This window comes from Pseudoduganella sp. OTU4001 (assembly GCF_038440195.1).
Taxonomy (GTDB): Bacteria; Pseudomonadota; Gammaproteobacteria; order Burkholderiales; family Burkholderiaceae_D; genus Rugamonas.
The window spans coordinates 109,874-125,409 of sequence record NZ_JASATG010000016.1; the positions used below are offsets into that span (position 1 = coordinate 109,874).

The 15,536-nt window shown below is 65.2% G+C and carries 19 protein-coding genes; 11 read left to right on the top strand and 8 right to left on the bottom strand.

Going from position 1 to position 15,536, the window contains the following annotated elements:
* Positions 1 to 10: 10 nt before the first annotated feature.
* Positions 11 to 1,063, bottom strand: coding sequence for an aminoglycoside phosphotransferase family protein (locus tag AAHE99_RS16065; RefSeq protein WP_342118362.1), 1,053 nt, complete (start codon positions 1,061 to 1,063; stop codon positions 11 to 13).
* A 98-nt stretch (positions 1,064 to 1,161) separates the two neighbouring features.
* On the opposite strand from AAHE99_RS16065, the gene AAHE99_RS16070 reads away from it, so the two are divergent.
* Genes AAHE99_RS16070 through rsmA form a run of 4 tightly spaced genes read left to right on the top strand, consistent with a single transcriptional unit; the run spans position 1,162 to position 6,656 of the window.
* Entirely contained in the window at positions 1,162 to 3,396 is a 2,235-nt protein-coding gene (locus AAHE99_RS16070) for an LPS-assembly protein LptD (RefSeq protein ID WP_342118363.1), read from the top strand.
* A gap of 41 nt (positions 3,397 to 3,437) precedes the next feature.
* On the top strand, positions 3,438 to 4,793 hold the full coding sequence (locus tag AAHE99_RS16075) for a peptidylprolyl isomerase (RefSeq protein ID WP_342118364.1): 1,356 nt from the start codon (positions 3,438 to 3,440) through the stop codon (positions 4,791 to 4,793).
* A gap of 16 nt (positions 4,794 to 4,809) precedes the next feature.
* Positions 4,810 to 5,874 (top strand): 4-hydroxythreonine-4-phosphate dehydrogenase PdxA, encoded by a 1,065-nt coding sequence (gene pdxA / locus AAHE99_RS16080; protein ID WP_342118365.1) that lies wholly within the window; start codon positions 4,810 to 4,812, stop codon positions 5,872 to 5,874.
* A gap of 11 nt (positions 5,875 to 5,885) precedes the next feature.
* Positions 5,886 to 6,656 (top strand): 16S rRNA (adenine(1518)-N(6)/adenine(1519)-N(6))-dimethyltransferase RsmA, encoded by a 771-nt coding sequence (rsmA, locus tag AAHE99_RS16085; RefSeq protein WP_342118366.1) that lies wholly within the window; start codon positions 5,886 to 5,888, stop codon positions 6,654 to 6,656.
* A gap of 135 nt (positions 6,657 to 6,791) precedes the next feature.
* Here the strand turns inward: rsmA and AAHE99_RS16090 are convergent, their stop codons facing one another.
* Both AAHE99_RS16090 and AAHE99_RS16095 read right to left on the bottom strand, forming a co-directional pair.
* On the bottom strand, positions 6,792 to 7,364 hold the full coding sequence (locus AAHE99_RS16090; RefSeq protein WP_342118367.1) for a hypothetical protein: 573 nt from the start codon (positions 7,362 to 7,364) through the stop codon (positions 6,792 to 6,794).
* 13 nt (positions 7,365 to 7,377) lie between these two features.
* Positions 7,378 to 7,959, bottom strand: a complete 582-nt coding sequence (locus AAHE99_RS16095; protein ID WP_342118368.1) for a hypothetical protein — start codon at positions 7,957 to 7,959, stop codon at positions 7,378 to 7,380.
* A gap of 135 nt (positions 7,960 to 8,094) precedes the next feature.
* Between AAHE99_RS16095 and AAHE99_RS16100 the strand changes: the two genes are divergently transcribed.
* Both AAHE99_RS16100 and hrcA read left to right on the top strand, forming a co-directional pair.
* Complete coding sequence (locus tag AAHE99_RS16100; RefSeq protein ID WP_342118369.1) at positions 8,095 to 8,790, top strand: HAD family hydrolase; 696 nt, start codon at positions 8,095 to 8,097, stop codon at positions 8,788 to 8,790.
* A 4-nt stretch (positions 8,791 to 8,794) separates the two neighbouring features.
* Positions 8,795 to 9,811, top strand: coding sequence for a heat-inducible transcriptional repressor HrcA (hrcA, locus tag AAHE99_RS16105; protein ID WP_342118370.1), 1,017 nt, complete (start codon positions 8,795 to 8,797; stop codon positions 9,809 to 9,811).
* A gap of 52 nt (positions 9,812 to 9,863) precedes the next feature.
* On the opposite strand, the gene fur is transcribed toward hrcA, so the two are convergent.
* The gene (gene fur, locus AAHE99_RS16110) at positions 9,864 to 10,292 is read right to left on the bottom strand and encodes a ferric iron uptake transcriptional regulator (RefSeq protein WP_161023616.1); all 429 of its coding nucleotides are present in this window, start codon (positions 10,290 to 10,292) and stop codon (positions 9,864 to 9,866) included.
* A gap of 81 nt (positions 10,293 to 10,373) precedes the next feature.
* Between fur and AAHE99_RS16115 the strand changes: the two genes are divergently transcribed.
* From AAHE99_RS16115 to AAHE99_RS16135, 5 genes are read left to right on the top strand one after another with little or no spacing between them, the layout of a single operon-like run.
* Positions 10,374 to 10,925, top strand: a complete 552-nt coding sequence (locus AAHE99_RS16115) for an outer membrane protein assembly factor BamE (protein ID WP_342118371.1) — start codon at positions 10,374 to 10,376, stop codon at positions 10,923 to 10,925.
* Between the two features lie 11 nt (positions 10,926 to 10,936).
* A complete protein-coding gene (gene dapB / locus AAHE99_RS16120; protein ID WP_342118372.1) occupies positions 10,937 to 11,746 on the top strand; it encodes a 4-hydroxy-tetrahydrodipicolinate reductase in 810 nt (269 codons plus the stop codon).
* Positions 11,746 to 12,402 (top strand): MotA/TolQ/ExbB proton channel family protein, encoded by a 657-nt coding sequence (locus AAHE99_RS16125; protein ID WP_342118373.1) that lies wholly within the window; start codon positions 11,746 to 11,748, stop codon positions 12,400 to 12,402. The genes dapB and AAHE99_RS16125 overlap by 1 nt, the downstream gene beginning before the upstream one ends.
* A gap of 4 nt (positions 12,403 to 12,406) precedes the next feature.
* The gene (locus tag AAHE99_RS16130) at positions 12,407 to 12,829 is read left to right on the top strand and encodes an ExbD/TolR family protein (protein ID WP_342118374.1); all 423 of its coding nucleotides are present in this window, start codon (positions 12,407 to 12,409) and stop codon (positions 12,827 to 12,829) included.
* Complete coding sequence (locus AAHE99_RS16135; RefSeq protein WP_342118375.1) at positions 12,829 to 13,146, top strand: barstar family protein; 318 nt, start codon at positions 12,829 to 12,831, stop codon at positions 13,144 to 13,146. The genes AAHE99_RS16130 and AAHE99_RS16135 overlap by 1 nt, the downstream gene beginning before the upstream one ends.
* Here the strand turns inward: AAHE99_RS16135 and map are convergent.
* The 4 genes from map to AAHE99_RS16155 all read right to left on the bottom strand — a co-directional run.
* Positions 13,143 to 13,934 (bottom strand): type I methionyl aminopeptidase, encoded by a 792-nt coding sequence (gene map / locus AAHE99_RS16140; RefSeq protein WP_342118376.1) that lies wholly within the window; start codon positions 13,932 to 13,934, stop codon positions 13,143 to 13,145. The genes AAHE99_RS16135 and map overlap by 4 nt on opposite strands.
* A 36-nt stretch (positions 13,935 to 13,970) precedes the next feature.
* The gene (locus AAHE99_RS16145) at positions 13,971 to 14,336 is read right to left on the bottom strand and encodes a VOC family protein (RefSeq protein ID WP_342118377.1); all 366 of its coding nucleotides are present in this window, start codon (positions 14,334 to 14,336) and stop codon (positions 13,971 to 13,973) included.
* A gap of 75 nt (positions 14,337 to 14,411) precedes the next feature.
* Positions 14,412 to 15,074 carry a hypothetical protein gene (locus AAHE99_RS16150; protein WP_342118378.1) on the bottom strand — a complete coding sequence of 221 codons (663 nt, stop codon included), beginning with the start codon at positions 15,072 to 15,074 and terminating at the stop codon, positions 14,412 to 14,414.
* A gap of 162 nt (positions 15,075 to 15,236) precedes the next feature.
* Positions 15,237 to 15,536: helix-turn-helix domain-containing protein (locus tag AAHE99_RS16155; protein WP_342118379.1), on the bottom strand; the 300-nt coding region annotated here is incomplete at its 5' end.

The following is a 15,536-nucleotide window of genomic DNA, read 5'->3' on the forward strand; positions in this document are numbered from 1 at the left end:
GCGCGGCCCCTTAGAAGGTGTAGCCGACTTGCGGCGCGGTGCCTTCCAGCGTGTCGAGCAGCTTGATCAGCGGCTTGAGGTCGCGGTAGCGGTTGGCGGTCTTGCGCACGTAATCCATCACGGTCGGCAGGTCGCCCAGGTACATCGACTTGCCGTCGCGGTAGTTCAGGCGGCAGAAAATGCCGAGGATCTTCAGGTGGCGCTGCAGCGCCATGTATTCGAAGTCCTTGTAGAACTCGTCGAAGTCCTTCTTCACCGGCAGGCCGGCGCTGCGCGCGTGCTGCCAGTAGCGGATCACCCAGTCCAGCACCAGTTCCTCGTCCCACGACACGTAGGCGTCGCGCAGCAGCGAGGCGGCGTCGTAGGTGATCGGGCCGAACACGGCGTCCTGGAAGTCGAGGATGCCGGGATTGTCGGCGTCCATCCACATCAGGTTGCGCGAGTGGTAGTCGCGGTGCATATAGACCTGGGGCTGGGCCAGGCAGTTGGACAGGATGGCCTCGAACACCTTGTCGAGCTCCTTCTGCTGCGCCTCGCTGAGGGTGGTGTTCAGGTGCTTGCCGATGTACCACTCGGGGAAGATATTCAGCTCGCGCAGCATGAAGGCACGGTCGAATTCGGGCAGCACGCCGGGCTGGCTGGCCTGCTGGATCTTGACCAGCGCCGACAGCGCCTCGGCATACAGGGTGGCCGCCGAATCGTGGTTCAGCGCCTGCAGGTAGGTCACGGTGCCCAGGTCGGACAGCAGCAGGAAGCCGCGCGCGATGTTTTCGGCGGCGATCTTCGGCACCGACACGCCGGCAGCGGCCAGCAAGCCTTGCACCTTGACGAAGGCCGGCACGTTTTCGCGCTCCGGCGGGGCGTCCATGGCGACCAGGGTGGCGCCGTGGGCGGCGCGGTGTTGGGGCAGCACGTCGACGCGGAAATAGCGGCGGAAGCTGGCGTCCTCGGAGGCCGGGCGCGCCGACGCGGCGTCGACCAGGCCAGTACCTTGCAGCCATTCTTTGAGCTCGGCAAGGCGTGGATCGGCGGCTGGGGATGGTAAATTAGACAATAAAGACATTGAAACAGCCTGCGGAATCCGGTTGATGGTAAAGATTCCCATATAATAAGGGATTCACATTAAAAAATCGCCTTTATGGTGTTTCACGCGTACCACCCATGACCCGGTTCCAGGCTCCACCCAACTCGAAACGCTGGGCGTTCGCCTTGACCGCCATTGCCGCCGCCACCGCGGCGGTGTCGGCCCATGCGCAGGCGCCTGCCGCCAAGCGCGCGCCGCGCGTGGAAGACAAGAATGCCGTGACCACGGTGCGCGCCGAAGATATCGCCGGCCGCCCGGAGCGTGAATTGCGCCTGCAGCGCGATGTGGAAGTCGTGCGCGACAAGCTGCGCGTGACCTCCGACGCGGCCAGCTTCCTGAACGTGGAGCAGGAGCTGGAAGCCAAGGGCAATGTGCGCATGTGGCGCTTCGGCGATTACTACACCGCCGAAGAAGTCAAGCTGAACATGGAAACGGGGCGCGGCTACATGCTGCAGCCGACCTACCAGCTGGAACTGAACAACGCGCAGGGCAAGGCGCAGCGCATCAACTTCCTCACCGAGGACGAGGCGCAGGTGGTGGACGGCACCTACAGCACCTGCCAGGGCCCGAACCCGGACTGGTACCTGAAGGCGCGCTCGCTGAACCTGGACCAGGGGCGCGACGTCGGCACCGCCGGCGCCACCGTGGTGTACTTCAAGGATGTGCCCTTCATCGGCACGCCGGCGCTGTCGTTCTCGCTGTCGGGCGCGCGGCGCTCGGGCTGGCTGCCGCCGACGCCGTCGTATTCGACCAAGAGCGGCGCCGAGCTGCTGGTGCCGTACTACTTCAATATCGCGCCGAACCGCGACCTGACCCTGTACCCGCGCTATATTTCGCGGCGCGGCCTGCAGCTGGGCGGGCTGGGACGCTATATCGGCGAGACCGGCGCCGGCAATTACTACGAGGGCCGCACCTTCCTCGAGTACCTGCCCAACGACAAGGCGGCCGACCGCGACCGCTGGCAGATGCATTCGGTGCACACCCAGGCGCTGGCCAAGGACTGGAGCTACGGCTGGAACCTGCGCGCCGCCTCGGACGACAACTACCCGAACGACTTTTCCAAGACCGTGTCGTCGTCGGCCGAACGCCAGCTGCTGAAGGAGCTGCGCACCGACTACCGCGGCGAATACTGGGCGCTGACAGTGCGCGCACAGAAGTACCACGTGCTGCAGGACCCGGATTCGAAGACCAACAAAGACCTGTTCGTGACGCGCCCGTACGACCGCCTGCCGGCCATCAACCTGCACGCGGCGCGCTACGACGTGGGCGGCTTCGACTGGCAGGTGGACTCCGAGCTGACGCGCTTCTGGCATCCGGACCTGCTGAAAGGCAACCGCGTGGTGGTGGTGCCGCAGGTCAGCTACCCGATCATCGGCCCTTCGTATTTCGTGACGCCGAAGGTGATGCTGAACGCCAGCGCCTACCAGCTCGACGCCTACGGCGCCGACCAGGCGCGCTCGCTGCAGCGCGCGGTGCCGACCTTCTCGCTCGATTCGGGCCTGGTGTTCGAACGCGAGGCCAAGCTGGCCGGGCGCGCCATCACGCAGACGCTGGAGCCGCGCCTGTTCTACGTGTACACCCCGTACCGCGAGCAGGACGCCTTCCCGAACTTCGACACGGCGCCGTCGACCTTCAACTTCGCCCAGATCTTCAGCGAGAACCGCTTCGTCGGCTCCGACCGCATCGGCGACGCCAATCAGGTGACGGCGGCCGTGGTGTCGCGCTTCCTGGAGTCGTCCGGGGCGGAGCGCCTGCGCCTGGCCTTCGGCCAGCGCTTCTATTTCGCCGACCAGCGCGTGCAGATCGACAAGAGCACCCCGGTCAACAGCAGCCGTTCCGACATGCTGCTGGCGGCCACCGGCCGCATCTCCGATTCCTGGGGGGTGGACAGCGCGGTGCAGTACAACCCGAGCACCAGCAAGGTCACCACCTCGAACATGACGCTGCAGTACAGCCCGGGCGCCTACAAGGTGGTCAACGCCGGCTACCGCTATGTGCGCGACAGCTTCAAGAACGCCGACCTGTCGACCCAGTGGCCGATTTCGGCGCGCTGGTTCGGCGTCGGCCGCGTGTCGTACTCGCTGCGCGACCACAAGGTGCTGGAGAGCGTGGTCGGGGTCGAGTACAACTGCGATTGCTGGGTGTTCCGCACCGGCGCGCAGCGTTTCGTCACCACCGCCAACAAGACTTCAACCCAGTTCTTCTTCCAGCTGGAGTTGAACGGCTTGTCCAAATTCGGGATCGGCAACCCGCTGGAGGTGCTGAAAAACAGCATCCCCGGCTATCGCCGCGTAAATGAAGGCATCCGTTAAGCTTTCGACTTTTCCAACACTGATACAAGAGCGTTTCAGATATGCACCCGATCAAATTAGCTGTTGCCCTGCTGTGTGCTTCTCTCGCCATGCCGGCCCTGGCGCAAACCGCCACGCCGGCGGCGCCGTCCAAGGGCTTTACGCCGCCGGGCCAGTCGGCCAACACGCCGATCGACGCCATCGCCGTCATCGTCAACGATGACGTGATCACCCAGCGCGAAGTAGCCGAGCGCGTGGCCACCATCGTGGCGCGCATGCAGCAGCAAAAGCTGGCGCTGCCCGACCCGGCCGACCTGCGCCGCCAGATCGTCGAACGCATGATCGTCGAACGCGCCCAGCTGCAGCTGGCGCGCGAAATGGGCGTGCGGGTGGACGACAATATGCTCGACCGCGCCATCGGCCGCATCGCCGAACAGCAGAAGATGACGGTGCAGCAGCTGCGCAACCAGATGGAAAAAGAGGGCACCACCTTCGCCTCCTTCCGCGAGGAGATCCGCGAGGAGATCGTGATGCAGCGCCTGCGCGAGTACGAGGTCGATAACAAGATCAATATCGCGGAAGCGGAAGTGGACAACTTCATCGCCGCCGAAAAGGCCGCCGCCGCCGAGCAGTTCGAGCTGAACATCTCGCAGATCATGGTGCGCATCCCGGAAAACGCGACGCCGGAAGTGATCGCCCAGCGCCAGAAGCGCGCCGAGGAAGTGGCGCGCCAGCTGCGCACCGGCGCCGACTTCGCCAAGATGGCGGCCACCTATTCCGACGCCACCGACGCGCTGCAGGGCGGCGTGGTGGGCTGGCGTCCAAGCAGCCAGCTGCCGCCGCTGTTCGCCGATGCGCTGGGCAAGCTGCGCCCGGGCCAGGTGACGCCGATCATCCGCAGCGCGGCCGGCTTCCACCTGCTGAAGCTGACCGACAAGCGCAGCCTGGCCGACGCCCAGGCGGCGGAAACCGTGCAGCAGACCCACGTGCGCCACATCCTGCTGAAGGTCACCCCGACCCAGAACGCGGCGGAGGTGAAGCGCAAGCTGCTGGAGCTGAAGCAACGCATCGACAACAAGGCCGCCAAGTTCGACGAGCTGGCGCGCGTGCACTCGCAGGATTCGGCCGCCAAGGGCGGCGACCTGGGCTGGCTGGCGCCGGGCGACGCGCTGCCTGAATTCGAGCGCGCGATGGATGCGCTGAAGCCGGGCGTGGTGTCGGAGCCGATCGAGACCGCCTTCGGCTACCACCTGATCGAGGTGCTGGAGCGCAAGGCCGACGACGTGTCGAAAGAGAAGCAGCGCGCCGCCGCGCGCAATGCGCTGCGCGAGCGCAAGCTGGTGGAGGCGGTCGAGGACTGGCAGCGCCAGGTGCGCGACCGCGCCTATGTCGAATTCCGCGACGAGTCGCTGAAATAAGCAGGCGGGGGACACCATGAGCGCCAACCTTGCTACACGGCGCCCTGGTGTGCGCCCTGTCCTCGCCATCACCACCGGCGAGCCGGCCGGCATCGGGCCGGAAATCGCCATCCGCGCGGCGTGGGCCATGCGGCACCAGGTCAATGCGGTGCTGGTTGGCGATGCCGCCTTCCTGGCCATGACGGCCTCGGAAATCGATCCCGCGATCCGCATCAGCGCCGTCACCACCATGGCGGCGCGCAATGCCGGCCTGCCGCATTTCGGCGCCGACCGCCTGTGCGCGCTGGATATCCCGCTCGGCGCGCATGTGCGGCCGGGCTTGCTGGATAAGGAAAACGGCCGCTACGTGCTGGCCACGCTGGACGCCGCCATCGAAGGCGTGCAGGCCGGCTGGTTCGACGCCGTGGCCACCGCGCCGGTGCAGAAATCCACCATCAACGACGCCGGCGTGGCCTTCTCGGGCCACACCGAATACTTCGCCGAACGCACCGGCACCGCGCGCGTCGTCATGATGCTGGCCGGCCAGCCCGCCGCGCCAGCCGGCGCGCCGCAGCTGCGCGTCGCCCTGGCCACCACCCACCTGCCGCTCAAGGACGTCAGCGCCGCGCTGACGCAGGCCGGGCTGGGCCAGACGCTCGACATCATCCATGCCGACCTGCGCGCCAAATTCGGCATCGCGCAGCCACGCATCCTGGTGGCGGGCCTCAACCCGCACGCCGGCGAGAACGGCTACCTTGGGCGCGAGGAAATCGACACCATCACGCCCGCGCTGGCCGCAGCAAGGGAGCGCGGCATCGACGCCCGCGGCCCGTACCCGGCCGACACCCTGTTCCAGCCCAAATACCTGCAAGACGCCGACTGCGTGCTGGCCATGTACCACGACCAGGGCCTGCCGGTGCTGAAGTACGCCACCTTCGGCCACGGCGTCAACATCACCCTCGGCCTGCCGCTGATCCGCACCTCGGTCGACCACGGCACCGCGCTCGACCTGGCCGCGCAAGGCCTGGGCCGCGCCGACGATTCCAGCATGCAGGCCGCGCTGCAAGCCGCCCTGCACATGGTGCAAGCCAGCACCCGATAAGAAAGCACAATATGAAACACATCGCCCGCAAACGCTTCGGCCAGAACTTCCTGCACGACGACAACGTGCTCGGCAACATCATCGACGCCATCGACCCGCGCCCCGACGACACCATGGTGGAAATCGGCCCCGGCCTGGCCGCCATGACCGACCTCTTGCTGAAGTCCCTGCCGCATATGCACGTGGTGGAGCTGGACCGCGACCTGGTGGCGCGCCTGGAAAAGAACTACCCGCGCGACAAGCTCACCATCCACGCCGGCGACGCGCTGAAGTTCGACTTCGGCTACATCCCGGTGCCGCAGGGCAAGAAGCTGCGCGTGGTGGGCAACCTGCCGTACAACATCTCCTCGCCGCTGCTGTTCCACCTGGCCGAATTCGCGCCGCTGGTGCAGGACCAGGTGTTCATGCTGCAAAAGGAAGTGGTGGAGCGCATGGTGGCCGAACCGGGCACCAAGGCCTACAGCCGCCTGTCGGTGATGCTGCAGTGGCGCTACCGCATGGAGCTGCTGTTCATCGTGCCGCCGGAAGCGTTCGACCCGCCGCCGAAAGTCGACTCGGCCATCGTGCGCATGGTGCCGATCGAACAGCCGCTGGCCTGCGACGCCGCGCGCCTGGAAGCGGTGGTGCAGAAAGCCTTCTCGCAGCGCCGCAAGGTGATCCGCAACTGCGTGGCCGGCATGTTCACGCCGGAGCAGCTGGAGGCGGCCGGCATCAACCCGGGCGACCGCCCGGAAACCGTGCCGGTCGCAGCCTACGTGGCGCTGGCCAACCTGCCGCTCTAAGAAAAAAAGCCCGCTCAGGGAGCGGGCTTGAAATCCAATTCTTGTGAAGAAGTGGAGGAGACGGGTTCAGTATGCTGCGTCACAGCATATTGTTCCAATTTATTTTTGGAATCCCCGTCATTCCATTTCCTTATATCACTGGCAGGTAATCACCACGTTCATGCGGTCGGCATCGCCCATCACGCCGGTCGGGTTGGTGATGGTGCAGACCTGGGCCGGGTCGGTCGGCTGCTTCAGCACGGCCAGGCCGTAGGCGGTGCCGACCGGGATGTTGGCGAACGAGAACTCTGTGGCGTCCTTGTTGAGCACCAGCTGGCCGCTGCTGCTGCCGTTGATGATGGTCAGGCCGCTGCCTTTCAGGTTGACCACTTTGCCGCCCAGGTAATAGGTCTTCTGGCTGCAGTTGACCACCACGTTGATGCTGGCGGTGCGGCCGGCCGAGCCGTGGCCGTTGGGCACCGTGCATTCCATATGGTCGGGCTGGGTCTTGATCGAGACGTTGTACTCGGTGCCGTAGTCGATCTGGTTGGGGAAGGCGAAGGTGGTGGCGCCGGCCGGCACCGCCACGGTGTCGCTGCCGTTCTGCAGCACCAGGCCCTGGTTGCTCAGGCCGTTGACGGTGCCGCCGATGGTGAAGCTGGCCTTGCCGCCGCAGGCGGCCAGGGCGGCGCCGGCCAGGACGGCCGCGCCAATCAGTTTTGCTTTCATCTGGTTTCCTATCTTATTGGCAGGTGACTACCACATTGCTGACGTTCGCCTGCGGCATGGTGCCGACGCCATTGGCGACGGTGCAGGTCTGGCCGACTGGCTGGGCCAGCACGGTGACGCCGTACACGGCGCCGTTATTGATCTTGGCGTTGAACTCGAAGGTGTTGCCGGCGCCAGGCACCACGCCGACGGTCAGGGCGCCGTTGGCCAGCACCAGGCCGCTGCCTGTCAGGCCCACCACGGTGCCGCCCAGCGCGTACTGCACCGGGGTGCAGGTGACCACGGTCTGCTGGTAGGAGTAGTAGTTGATCTTGCCGGTGTTGTTGGCAATCTTGCAGGTGACGCCGCTCGGCTGCGCCTTGATCGTCACGTTGAACGCGGCGTCGGGCGACAGCAGGGTCTTGAAGAACCACACGGTCTGGGCCGGGCTGACTTCCAGGTCGTCGCCGCCATTGTTTTGCAGCACCAGGCCGCTGCGGTCCAGGCCGTAGACCTGGGCGCCCAGTGCCATATTGGCGTTGCCACTGCCGCCACAGGCGGCCAGGCCGGCGGCGCACAGCAGGGCTGCGGCGGCGGACAGATACTTACTCTTCATTCCACGTTCTCCAGTCGATTGCGCGTCGGCGCCATTCAAATCGGCGCCTATTTTAGTGCATTTGCCACATCTTTAGCCGTTTTGGCCTGCTTTTCCCTTGTAACAGGGTGCAACCGGGCTTGGTACAATGGCTCCATGAAGCCGAAAGCCATCCTGTTTGACCTGGACGATACCCTGTGGCCGATCGCGCCCGTCATTGCCGAGGCGGAAGTGACCCTGCATGCCTGGCTGGCGGCGCATGCGCCGAAAGTGGCGGCGCAGTGGTCGATCGACGCCCTGCGCGCGCACCGCGCCGAGCTGGCCGAGGCGCAGCCGGAACTGCTGATCGACCTGGGCCGGCTGCGGCGCGCCAGCCTGCAGGCGGCGTTTGCGGCGGCCGGCGAGGATGCGGCCCACGTCGATGGCGCGATGCGGCACTTTTTCGCGGCGCGCAATGCGGTGACGCCGTATGACGATGTGCTGCCGGGCTTGCTCAAGCTGCGCCAGCAGGTGCAGCTGGGCACGATTTCCAATGGCAATGCCGACCTTGAAGTAATCGGCCTGGCCCACCATTTTGAGGTATCGCTGGCGGCCGCCCACTTCGGCGCCGCCAAGCCCGATCCCGGTATTTTCCGCGCGGCCTGCGCCGCGCTGGGCGTGGCGCCGCACGATGCGGTGTACGTCGGCGACGACCTGGCGCTCGACGTGGCGGGGGCGCAGGCGGCCGGCCTGCGCGCGGTGTGGCTGAACCGGCGCGGCGCGGCCCTGCCGGACGGCGCGCCGCAGCCCGATGCGATTTGCGCTACGCTGGATGAATTGCTTGCGTGGCTGGAACAACAGTTGGCAGAATAGACGTATGCATCTCGATATCCGTGCCCAAACCCTGCTCAAAGCCCTGGTCGAGCGTTATATCGCCGACGGCCAGCCCGTCGGCTCGCGCTCGCTGTCCAAATTGCCCGGCCTGGAACTGTCGCCGGCCACCATCCGCAATGTGATGGCGGACCTGGAGGAGCAGGGCTATGTGGCCAGCCCGCATACTTCGGCCGGGCGCGTGCCGACCCCGCGCGGCTACCGCATCTTTGTCGACACCCTGCTGACGGTGCAGCATATCGATGAAAGCGCGGTGCAGGCCAGCCTGCGCGCCGCCTCGCCGCAACCGCAAAAGCTGATCGCCAATGCGGCGCAGATGCTGTCCTCGCTGACCCAGTTCGCCGGGGTGGTGCTGGCGCCGCGCCACGAGTCGGTGTTCCAGCAAATCGAATTCCTGCGCCTGGGCGAGAAGCGCGTGCTGCTGGTGATCGTGGCGCCGTCGGGCGATGTGCAGAACCGTATCCTGCTGACCGACGTCGATTACACGCCGGCCCAGCTGCAGCAGTCGGCCAATTTCATCAACCAGCACTATTCCGGGCTGTCGTTCGACGACGTGCGCGGGCGCCTGCAGGGCGAACTGCGCCAGCTGCGCGACGATATGGGACGCCTGATGCAGGCGGCGGTGGAGGCGGGCTCGGAGGCGATGGCCGAATCGTCCGAGGACATGGTGATCGCCGGCGAGCGCAACTTGCTGTCGGTGAGCGACCTGTCGTCGAATATGTCGTCGCTGCGGGCGATGTTCGACCTGTTCGAGCAGAAGACCGGGCTGGTGCAGCTGTTGGACGTGTCGTCCAAGGCGTCCGGGGTGCAGATCTTTATCGGCGGCGATTCGCAGCTGGTGCCGATGGATGAAATGAGCGTGGTGACCGCGCCTTATGAGGCCAACGGCAAGATCGTGGGGACGCTGGGGGTGATCGGGCCGACCCGCATGGCGTACGAGCGGGTGATCCCGATTGTCGATATTACCTCGCGGCTGCTGTCGAATGCGTTGAGCAACCACTGAAACCGGTAAACCGGGTGTCCGACCCGGCGGGTCAGACACCGCTTTACCGGTTTTAGTGCTTGTGCGGGCACTGTTCCTTGGTGCAGGTGCCGTAGATCGCCAGCGCATGCTCGGCAATCTTGAAGCCGCGCTCGGCGGCGATGCGCTGCTGGCGCTTTTCGATCTCGTCGTCGACGAATTCTTCGACCCGGCCGCAATCCAGGCACACCAGGTGGTCGTGGTGCGAGCCTTCGTTCAGCTCGAAAATCGCCTTGCCGCTCTCGAAATGGTTACGGTGCAGCAGGCCGGCCTGCTCGAACTGGGTCAGCACGCGGTACACGGTGGCCAGGCCGACGTCCATATTCTCGGCCAGCAGCAGCTTGTACACGTCTTCCGCGGTCAGGTGGCGCACGGGGCTGCTCTGGAAAATATCGAGGATTTTCAGGCGCGGCAAGGTAGCCTTCAGGCCGGACGCCTTCAGGTCGGTAGGGCTGTTACTCATGTTTGCTAACGTCAGTTGCGGGAAGTGCTTTATGATATAGCGTTTTAGGCACTTCTGCTCACGGAATTGAGGTTTCATAACATGCGCGTCACCCCGCTGTCTTTGTTGCAACGAAGCACCCCGCTGCTGGCGGCAGCCCTGCTGGCCGCCTGCGCCAGCCAGCCGGCCACCGTGGCCCCGGTCGAAGCCTCGCAAGGCGCCCAGACCACCACCATTACCCAGGTGCAGAAATTCCTGTGGTTCTTCTCGCCGTACCGCCCGACCATCCAGCAAGGCAACTTCGTCTCGCAGGAAATGCTGGCCCAGCTCAAGCCCGGCATGACCAAGGACCAGGTGCGCTTCCTGCTCGGCACGGCGCTGATGGCCGACCCGTTCCACGCCCAGCGCTGGGACTACCCGTTCCGCCTGGCCAAGGGTAATGGCGAGCTGACCACCAGCACCGTGGTGGTGTATTTCGACAAGGACGACAAGGTCGAGCGCTTCGAAGGCGGCAACCTGCCGACCGAACAGGAATACATCGCCCGTATCGCCGGTCCGATCAAGGAATTCAAGAAGGCCGAGGCGGCCAAGGACAATGCCGCGCCGGGCAAGGCGCCGCTGCCGGGCGGCCAGGAATCGGGCCAGAAGCAATAAAGGAATCAAGCATGACGCAATTGAAGATCGCCATCGCTGGCGCCAGCGGCCGCATGGGCCATATGCTGATCGAGGCGGTACAGGCTGCGCCCGATGCGCGCCTGGCCGGCGCCCTGGACCGCGCCGGCTCGCCGGCCCTGGGCCAGGATGCCGCCGCGTTCACCGGCCAGCCGGCCGGCGTGGCCGTGACGGCCGACCTGGCCACCGGCCTGGCGGACGCCGACGTGCTGATCGACTTCACCCGTCCGGAAGGCACGCTGGAACACCTGGCTTACTGCGCTGAGCACGGCGTGAAGATGGTGATCGGCACCACCGGTTTCGACGCGGCCGGCAAGGCCGCCATCGCGGCGGCGGCCGAGAAGACCGCCATCGTGTTCGCGCCGAATATGAGCGTGGGCGTGAACGTGACCCTGAAGCTGCTGGAATTCGCGGCCAAGCAGTTCGACATCGGCTACGACATCGAGATCATCGAAGCGCACCACCGCCACAAGGTGGATGCGCCGTCCGGCACCGCGCTGAAAATGGGCGAGGTGATCGCCGATGCGCTGGGGCGCGACCTGAAGCAAGTCGGCGTGTTCGCGCGCGAAGGCGTGACCGGCCCGCGCGAGCCGTCGCAGATCGGCTTTGCCACCGTGCGCGGCGGCGACATCATCGGCGACCATACCGTGATGTTCGCCACCGAGGGCGAGCGCATCGAGATCAGCCACAAGTCGTCCTCGCGCCAGCACTATGCCAACGGTTCGCTGCGCGCGGCGCAGTGGCTGGCCGATAAGCAGACTGGCCTCTACGATATGTACGACGTGCTGGGCCTGAAGGGCTGATGGAGCACTTTACTTTCGCCAGCTACTGGGAGCGCGGCGACGCGATCAGCCACGCGGTGGCCTACCTGCTGCTGGCGATGTCGCTGGCGTCCTGGTTCTTCATCCTGTGGAAGGGCTGGTCGTCCTGGCGCATCCGGCGCGCGGCGCCGTCGGTGCAGGCGTTCTGGGATGCGCCCAGCGTGGCCGATGGCGTGGCGCTGATGGCGGCGCGCGACCAGGAAGGCATTTTCGCCGATGTGGCGCAGGCCGGCGCGGGCCAGCTGGAACGCGCCAAGGCCGGCAGCATCGGCGCCGAGATGGGGCGCGCCGAGCAGGCCACGCGCGTGCTGCGCGATGCGATCCATGTCTCGACCACGCGTCTGGAAAGCGGCCTGACCTTGCTGGCGTCGATCGCTTCGACCGCGCCGTTTGTCGGGCTGCTGGGCACGGTGTGGGGCATCTACCATGCGCTGGCGGCGGTGTCGGCATCGGGCACGGTGCAGATCGACAAGGTGGCCGGGCCGGTGGGCGAGGCGCTGATCATGACGGGCGTGGGCCTGGTGGTGGCGATTCCTGCGCTGCTGGCGTATAACGGCTTTAACCGCATCAACCGCATCACGCTGTCCGAACTCGATGCGTTCGCGCACGATCTGCACGCTTACCTGACCAGGGAGTGAGGCCATGGCCTTCGGCGCCTTCAACCATCACCGGCAAAAGGAATCCATGGCGGACATCAATGTCACGCCGATGGTGGATGTGATGCTGGTGCTGCTGGTGATCTTCATCATCAGCGCGCCGATGTTTACCAATGCGGTGCAGCTGGAGCTGCCGAAGGCGCAGGCCAAGGCGCTGCCGCAGGAGGCGGAAACGGTGTCGCTGGCGATCGATGCGGGCGGCACGGTGTACTGGAATAACAATGCCCTGAAGCCGGGCGAGCTCGAACAGCGCCTGGCCGGGGCGGCGGTGGTTTCGCCGCAGCCGGAATTGCAGCTGCGGGCGGATAAGGATACCCGTTACGAAGTGGTGGCGCAGGTGATGGCGGCGGCGCAGTCGCATGGCCTGACGCGCCTGGGGTTTGTCACCGATCCGAAGGAAAAGAAATAATGGCTACTGCCACTTTACATGGCGCCGTGATCGGCGACGAGGCTGCGTTCCATGCGGCATGCCAGGCGGAGCTTGGCTTCCCTGCGGGGTATGGCAATACCATCGACGCCTGGGTCGATTGCCTGTCCTACCTGCGCGATGACGACAATATGACGAAGTTCAGGCTCAAGCCGAACGAGGTGCTGGAGATCGTCATCACCGATTCGAAGAAGATGCCGCAGGACCTGCTGGAGGAGATCTCCTACTGCGTGGGCGGCATCAATGAGCGCTATGAGGATTACGGCGAAAAGCCGGCCTTGAAGCTCACCCTGCGTTAAACAGCTTTCTCGCCGGGCGCCAAAGTCAGCACGTCGAAGCCGGTCTCGGTGACGGCCACCATATGCTCCCACTGCGCCGACAGCGAACGATCGGCGGTCACCACGGTCCAGCCGTCGGCCAGTGCGCGGGTCGGGTGCTTGCCGGCGTTGATCATCGGCTCGATGGTGAACACCATGCCCGGCTCCAGCATCAGCCCGGTGCCCGGCTTGCCGTAGTGGAGCACCTGCGGGTCTTCGTGGTACACCATGCCGATGCCATGCCCGCAATAATCGCGCACCACGCTGTAGCCGGCCGCCTCGGCCAGCTTCTGGATCGCGTGGCCAACATCGCCCAGGCGGTTGCCCGGCTTGACCGCGCGGATGCCGGCCCACATCGCGTCATACGTCACTTCGCACAGCTTCTGCGCGGCCTTGGACGGGGTGCCGACGTAGTACATGCGGCTGGTGTCGCCAAACCATTCATCCTTGATCACGGCGACGTCGATGTTGATGATGTCGCCATCCTTCAGCACCTTCTTCGGCGTCGGGATGCCGTGGCACACCACCTCGTTGACCGAGGTGCAGACGGTGCCGGTAAAGCCGCCGTAGCCGACATTGGCCGGAATCACCTTCAGCGTGTTGACGATGTAGTCGTTGCACAGCTTGTCCAGCTGGGCGGTCGAGACGCCCGGCTTCACGTGCGGCGCGATAAAGGTCAGCACATCCGCCGCCAGCTGGCCGGCCACGCGCGCGCTTTCGACCTGGTCGGGCGTCTTGATCAGGATGGACTTGTTGTTACGCTTGCGCATGGCGTGGCTTTCTGAAGGCGGAAGGGGCGCATGGTATCACGCGACTTTGGCCTTGTCGAAGTGCGGATTCTGGATCAGGCCGAGGATATTGCCGAACGGGTCGGCCAGGTCCACCACGCGGATGCCTTCGCCCACGTCTTCAATCTTGGAGTGAGCGCTTGCTCCCAGTGCGACGATGCGCTCGACTTCTTTTTCAATATCGTCGACGCCCCAGTAGACCTGGGTGCCGGTCTTGCCCGGCGCGCCATCCGGCAGCAGGCCCAGCTCGAAACCGCCGATTTCAAAGCCGACGTAGAACGGCTGGTCGAAGTAGGGTTCCTTCTGGAACACCTTGCTGTACCAGGCCTTGCCGGCTGCCAGGTCGGGGGTAGGGTAGATGGCGGTGCGCAGTCCCTTGATCATGTTGTTCTCCTCTATGTGTGGGTAATGCCCGCATCTTGCCACGCCCCGCGCTGCCGCGATTGGAAAAATGGAAACTCAGTCCAGCAGCAAGTCTTCTGCGCGCCGGTAGCCTTGGCGGCGGTCCTTGGCGGCAGGCCAGTTTTCTTCGAACGCAATGCACGGGCTGGGAGCGCGGGCGGCAAGGCGCTTGGCCTGGGTTGGTATCGGAGCAATGCGTGGCAACCGGGTTGGCGCCGGGGCGGGCTTTGCCTGCTCCGGCCCAGTGATCGAGCCCAGGTTCGGCAAGCATGTGGCCGGGGCCGCTGCGGGCGATGGTGGTCGGCTAGCGGCTTCCTTGCGGCAGGCGCTGGCGACTTTCCAGGCGTCAGCATCGGGAAACAGAATGGCAATTTCGGCCCAGGCGCTGCGTGAAATTCCTTTGCAAGCGCAAATGAATTGGTGCGGCGAGACCGGGGCACCCTTGTGCAGGATTTCGTCGCCAACCACTTCGGCGTAGGCGTAGTTGGAGCGGTTCCAGGCACGAAGTTGTGTGCCCTCGGGCAGAAAAATGGTTTTCCATTGGTAGCCGCGGCGGCGGACGGTTGGCTTGTTGCCTTCTTGCTGTGCCCGGTTTAGCCAATCCTCTATGGCTTGGGCGGCTGTTTCGCCGGCGCTGGCGGCGCCGGAATGAGTGCTCACGAAATGCAAGAGCCGGAGCATGGTGCTGGGGGATATCGCCAGGGTCACTATGTCGTTCATGCTGTTTTCCTCCGCTGTTTTGCGCTGTTTCTTGAGGTTTTCCGCTGTTTTTAGACTTGGACCGGTGCGAGCGGGCGAAGTTCAAAAAACAGCGAGAAAACTCAAAAAACAGCGCAAAACAGCGGGTCAAAACAGCGGAAAAGACATAGGCAGTTGGGAGGGTTACCCGTTGTGGATATGGGCGTCCGGCGAGGCGCCGGTGAAGTCGTGGAAGTCGCGGATCAGGTGGGATTGGTCGAAATAGCCGCTGTCGAGGGCGAGGCTGGCCCAGTCGCGGCCATGGGAGCCAGGGGCGGCGGCGAGGGCGGCCGTGCGGGTGGCGCGGAAGCGGCAGATGCGGGCGAACAGCTTCGGTGCCAGGCCGACGTGGTCGCGGAATTGGCCGGCCAGGTATTGCCGCGAGACGCCCAGGCTGGCGGCCAGGGTTTCGACGCGCAGGGCGCCGCCGCTGGCTTCCAGCTC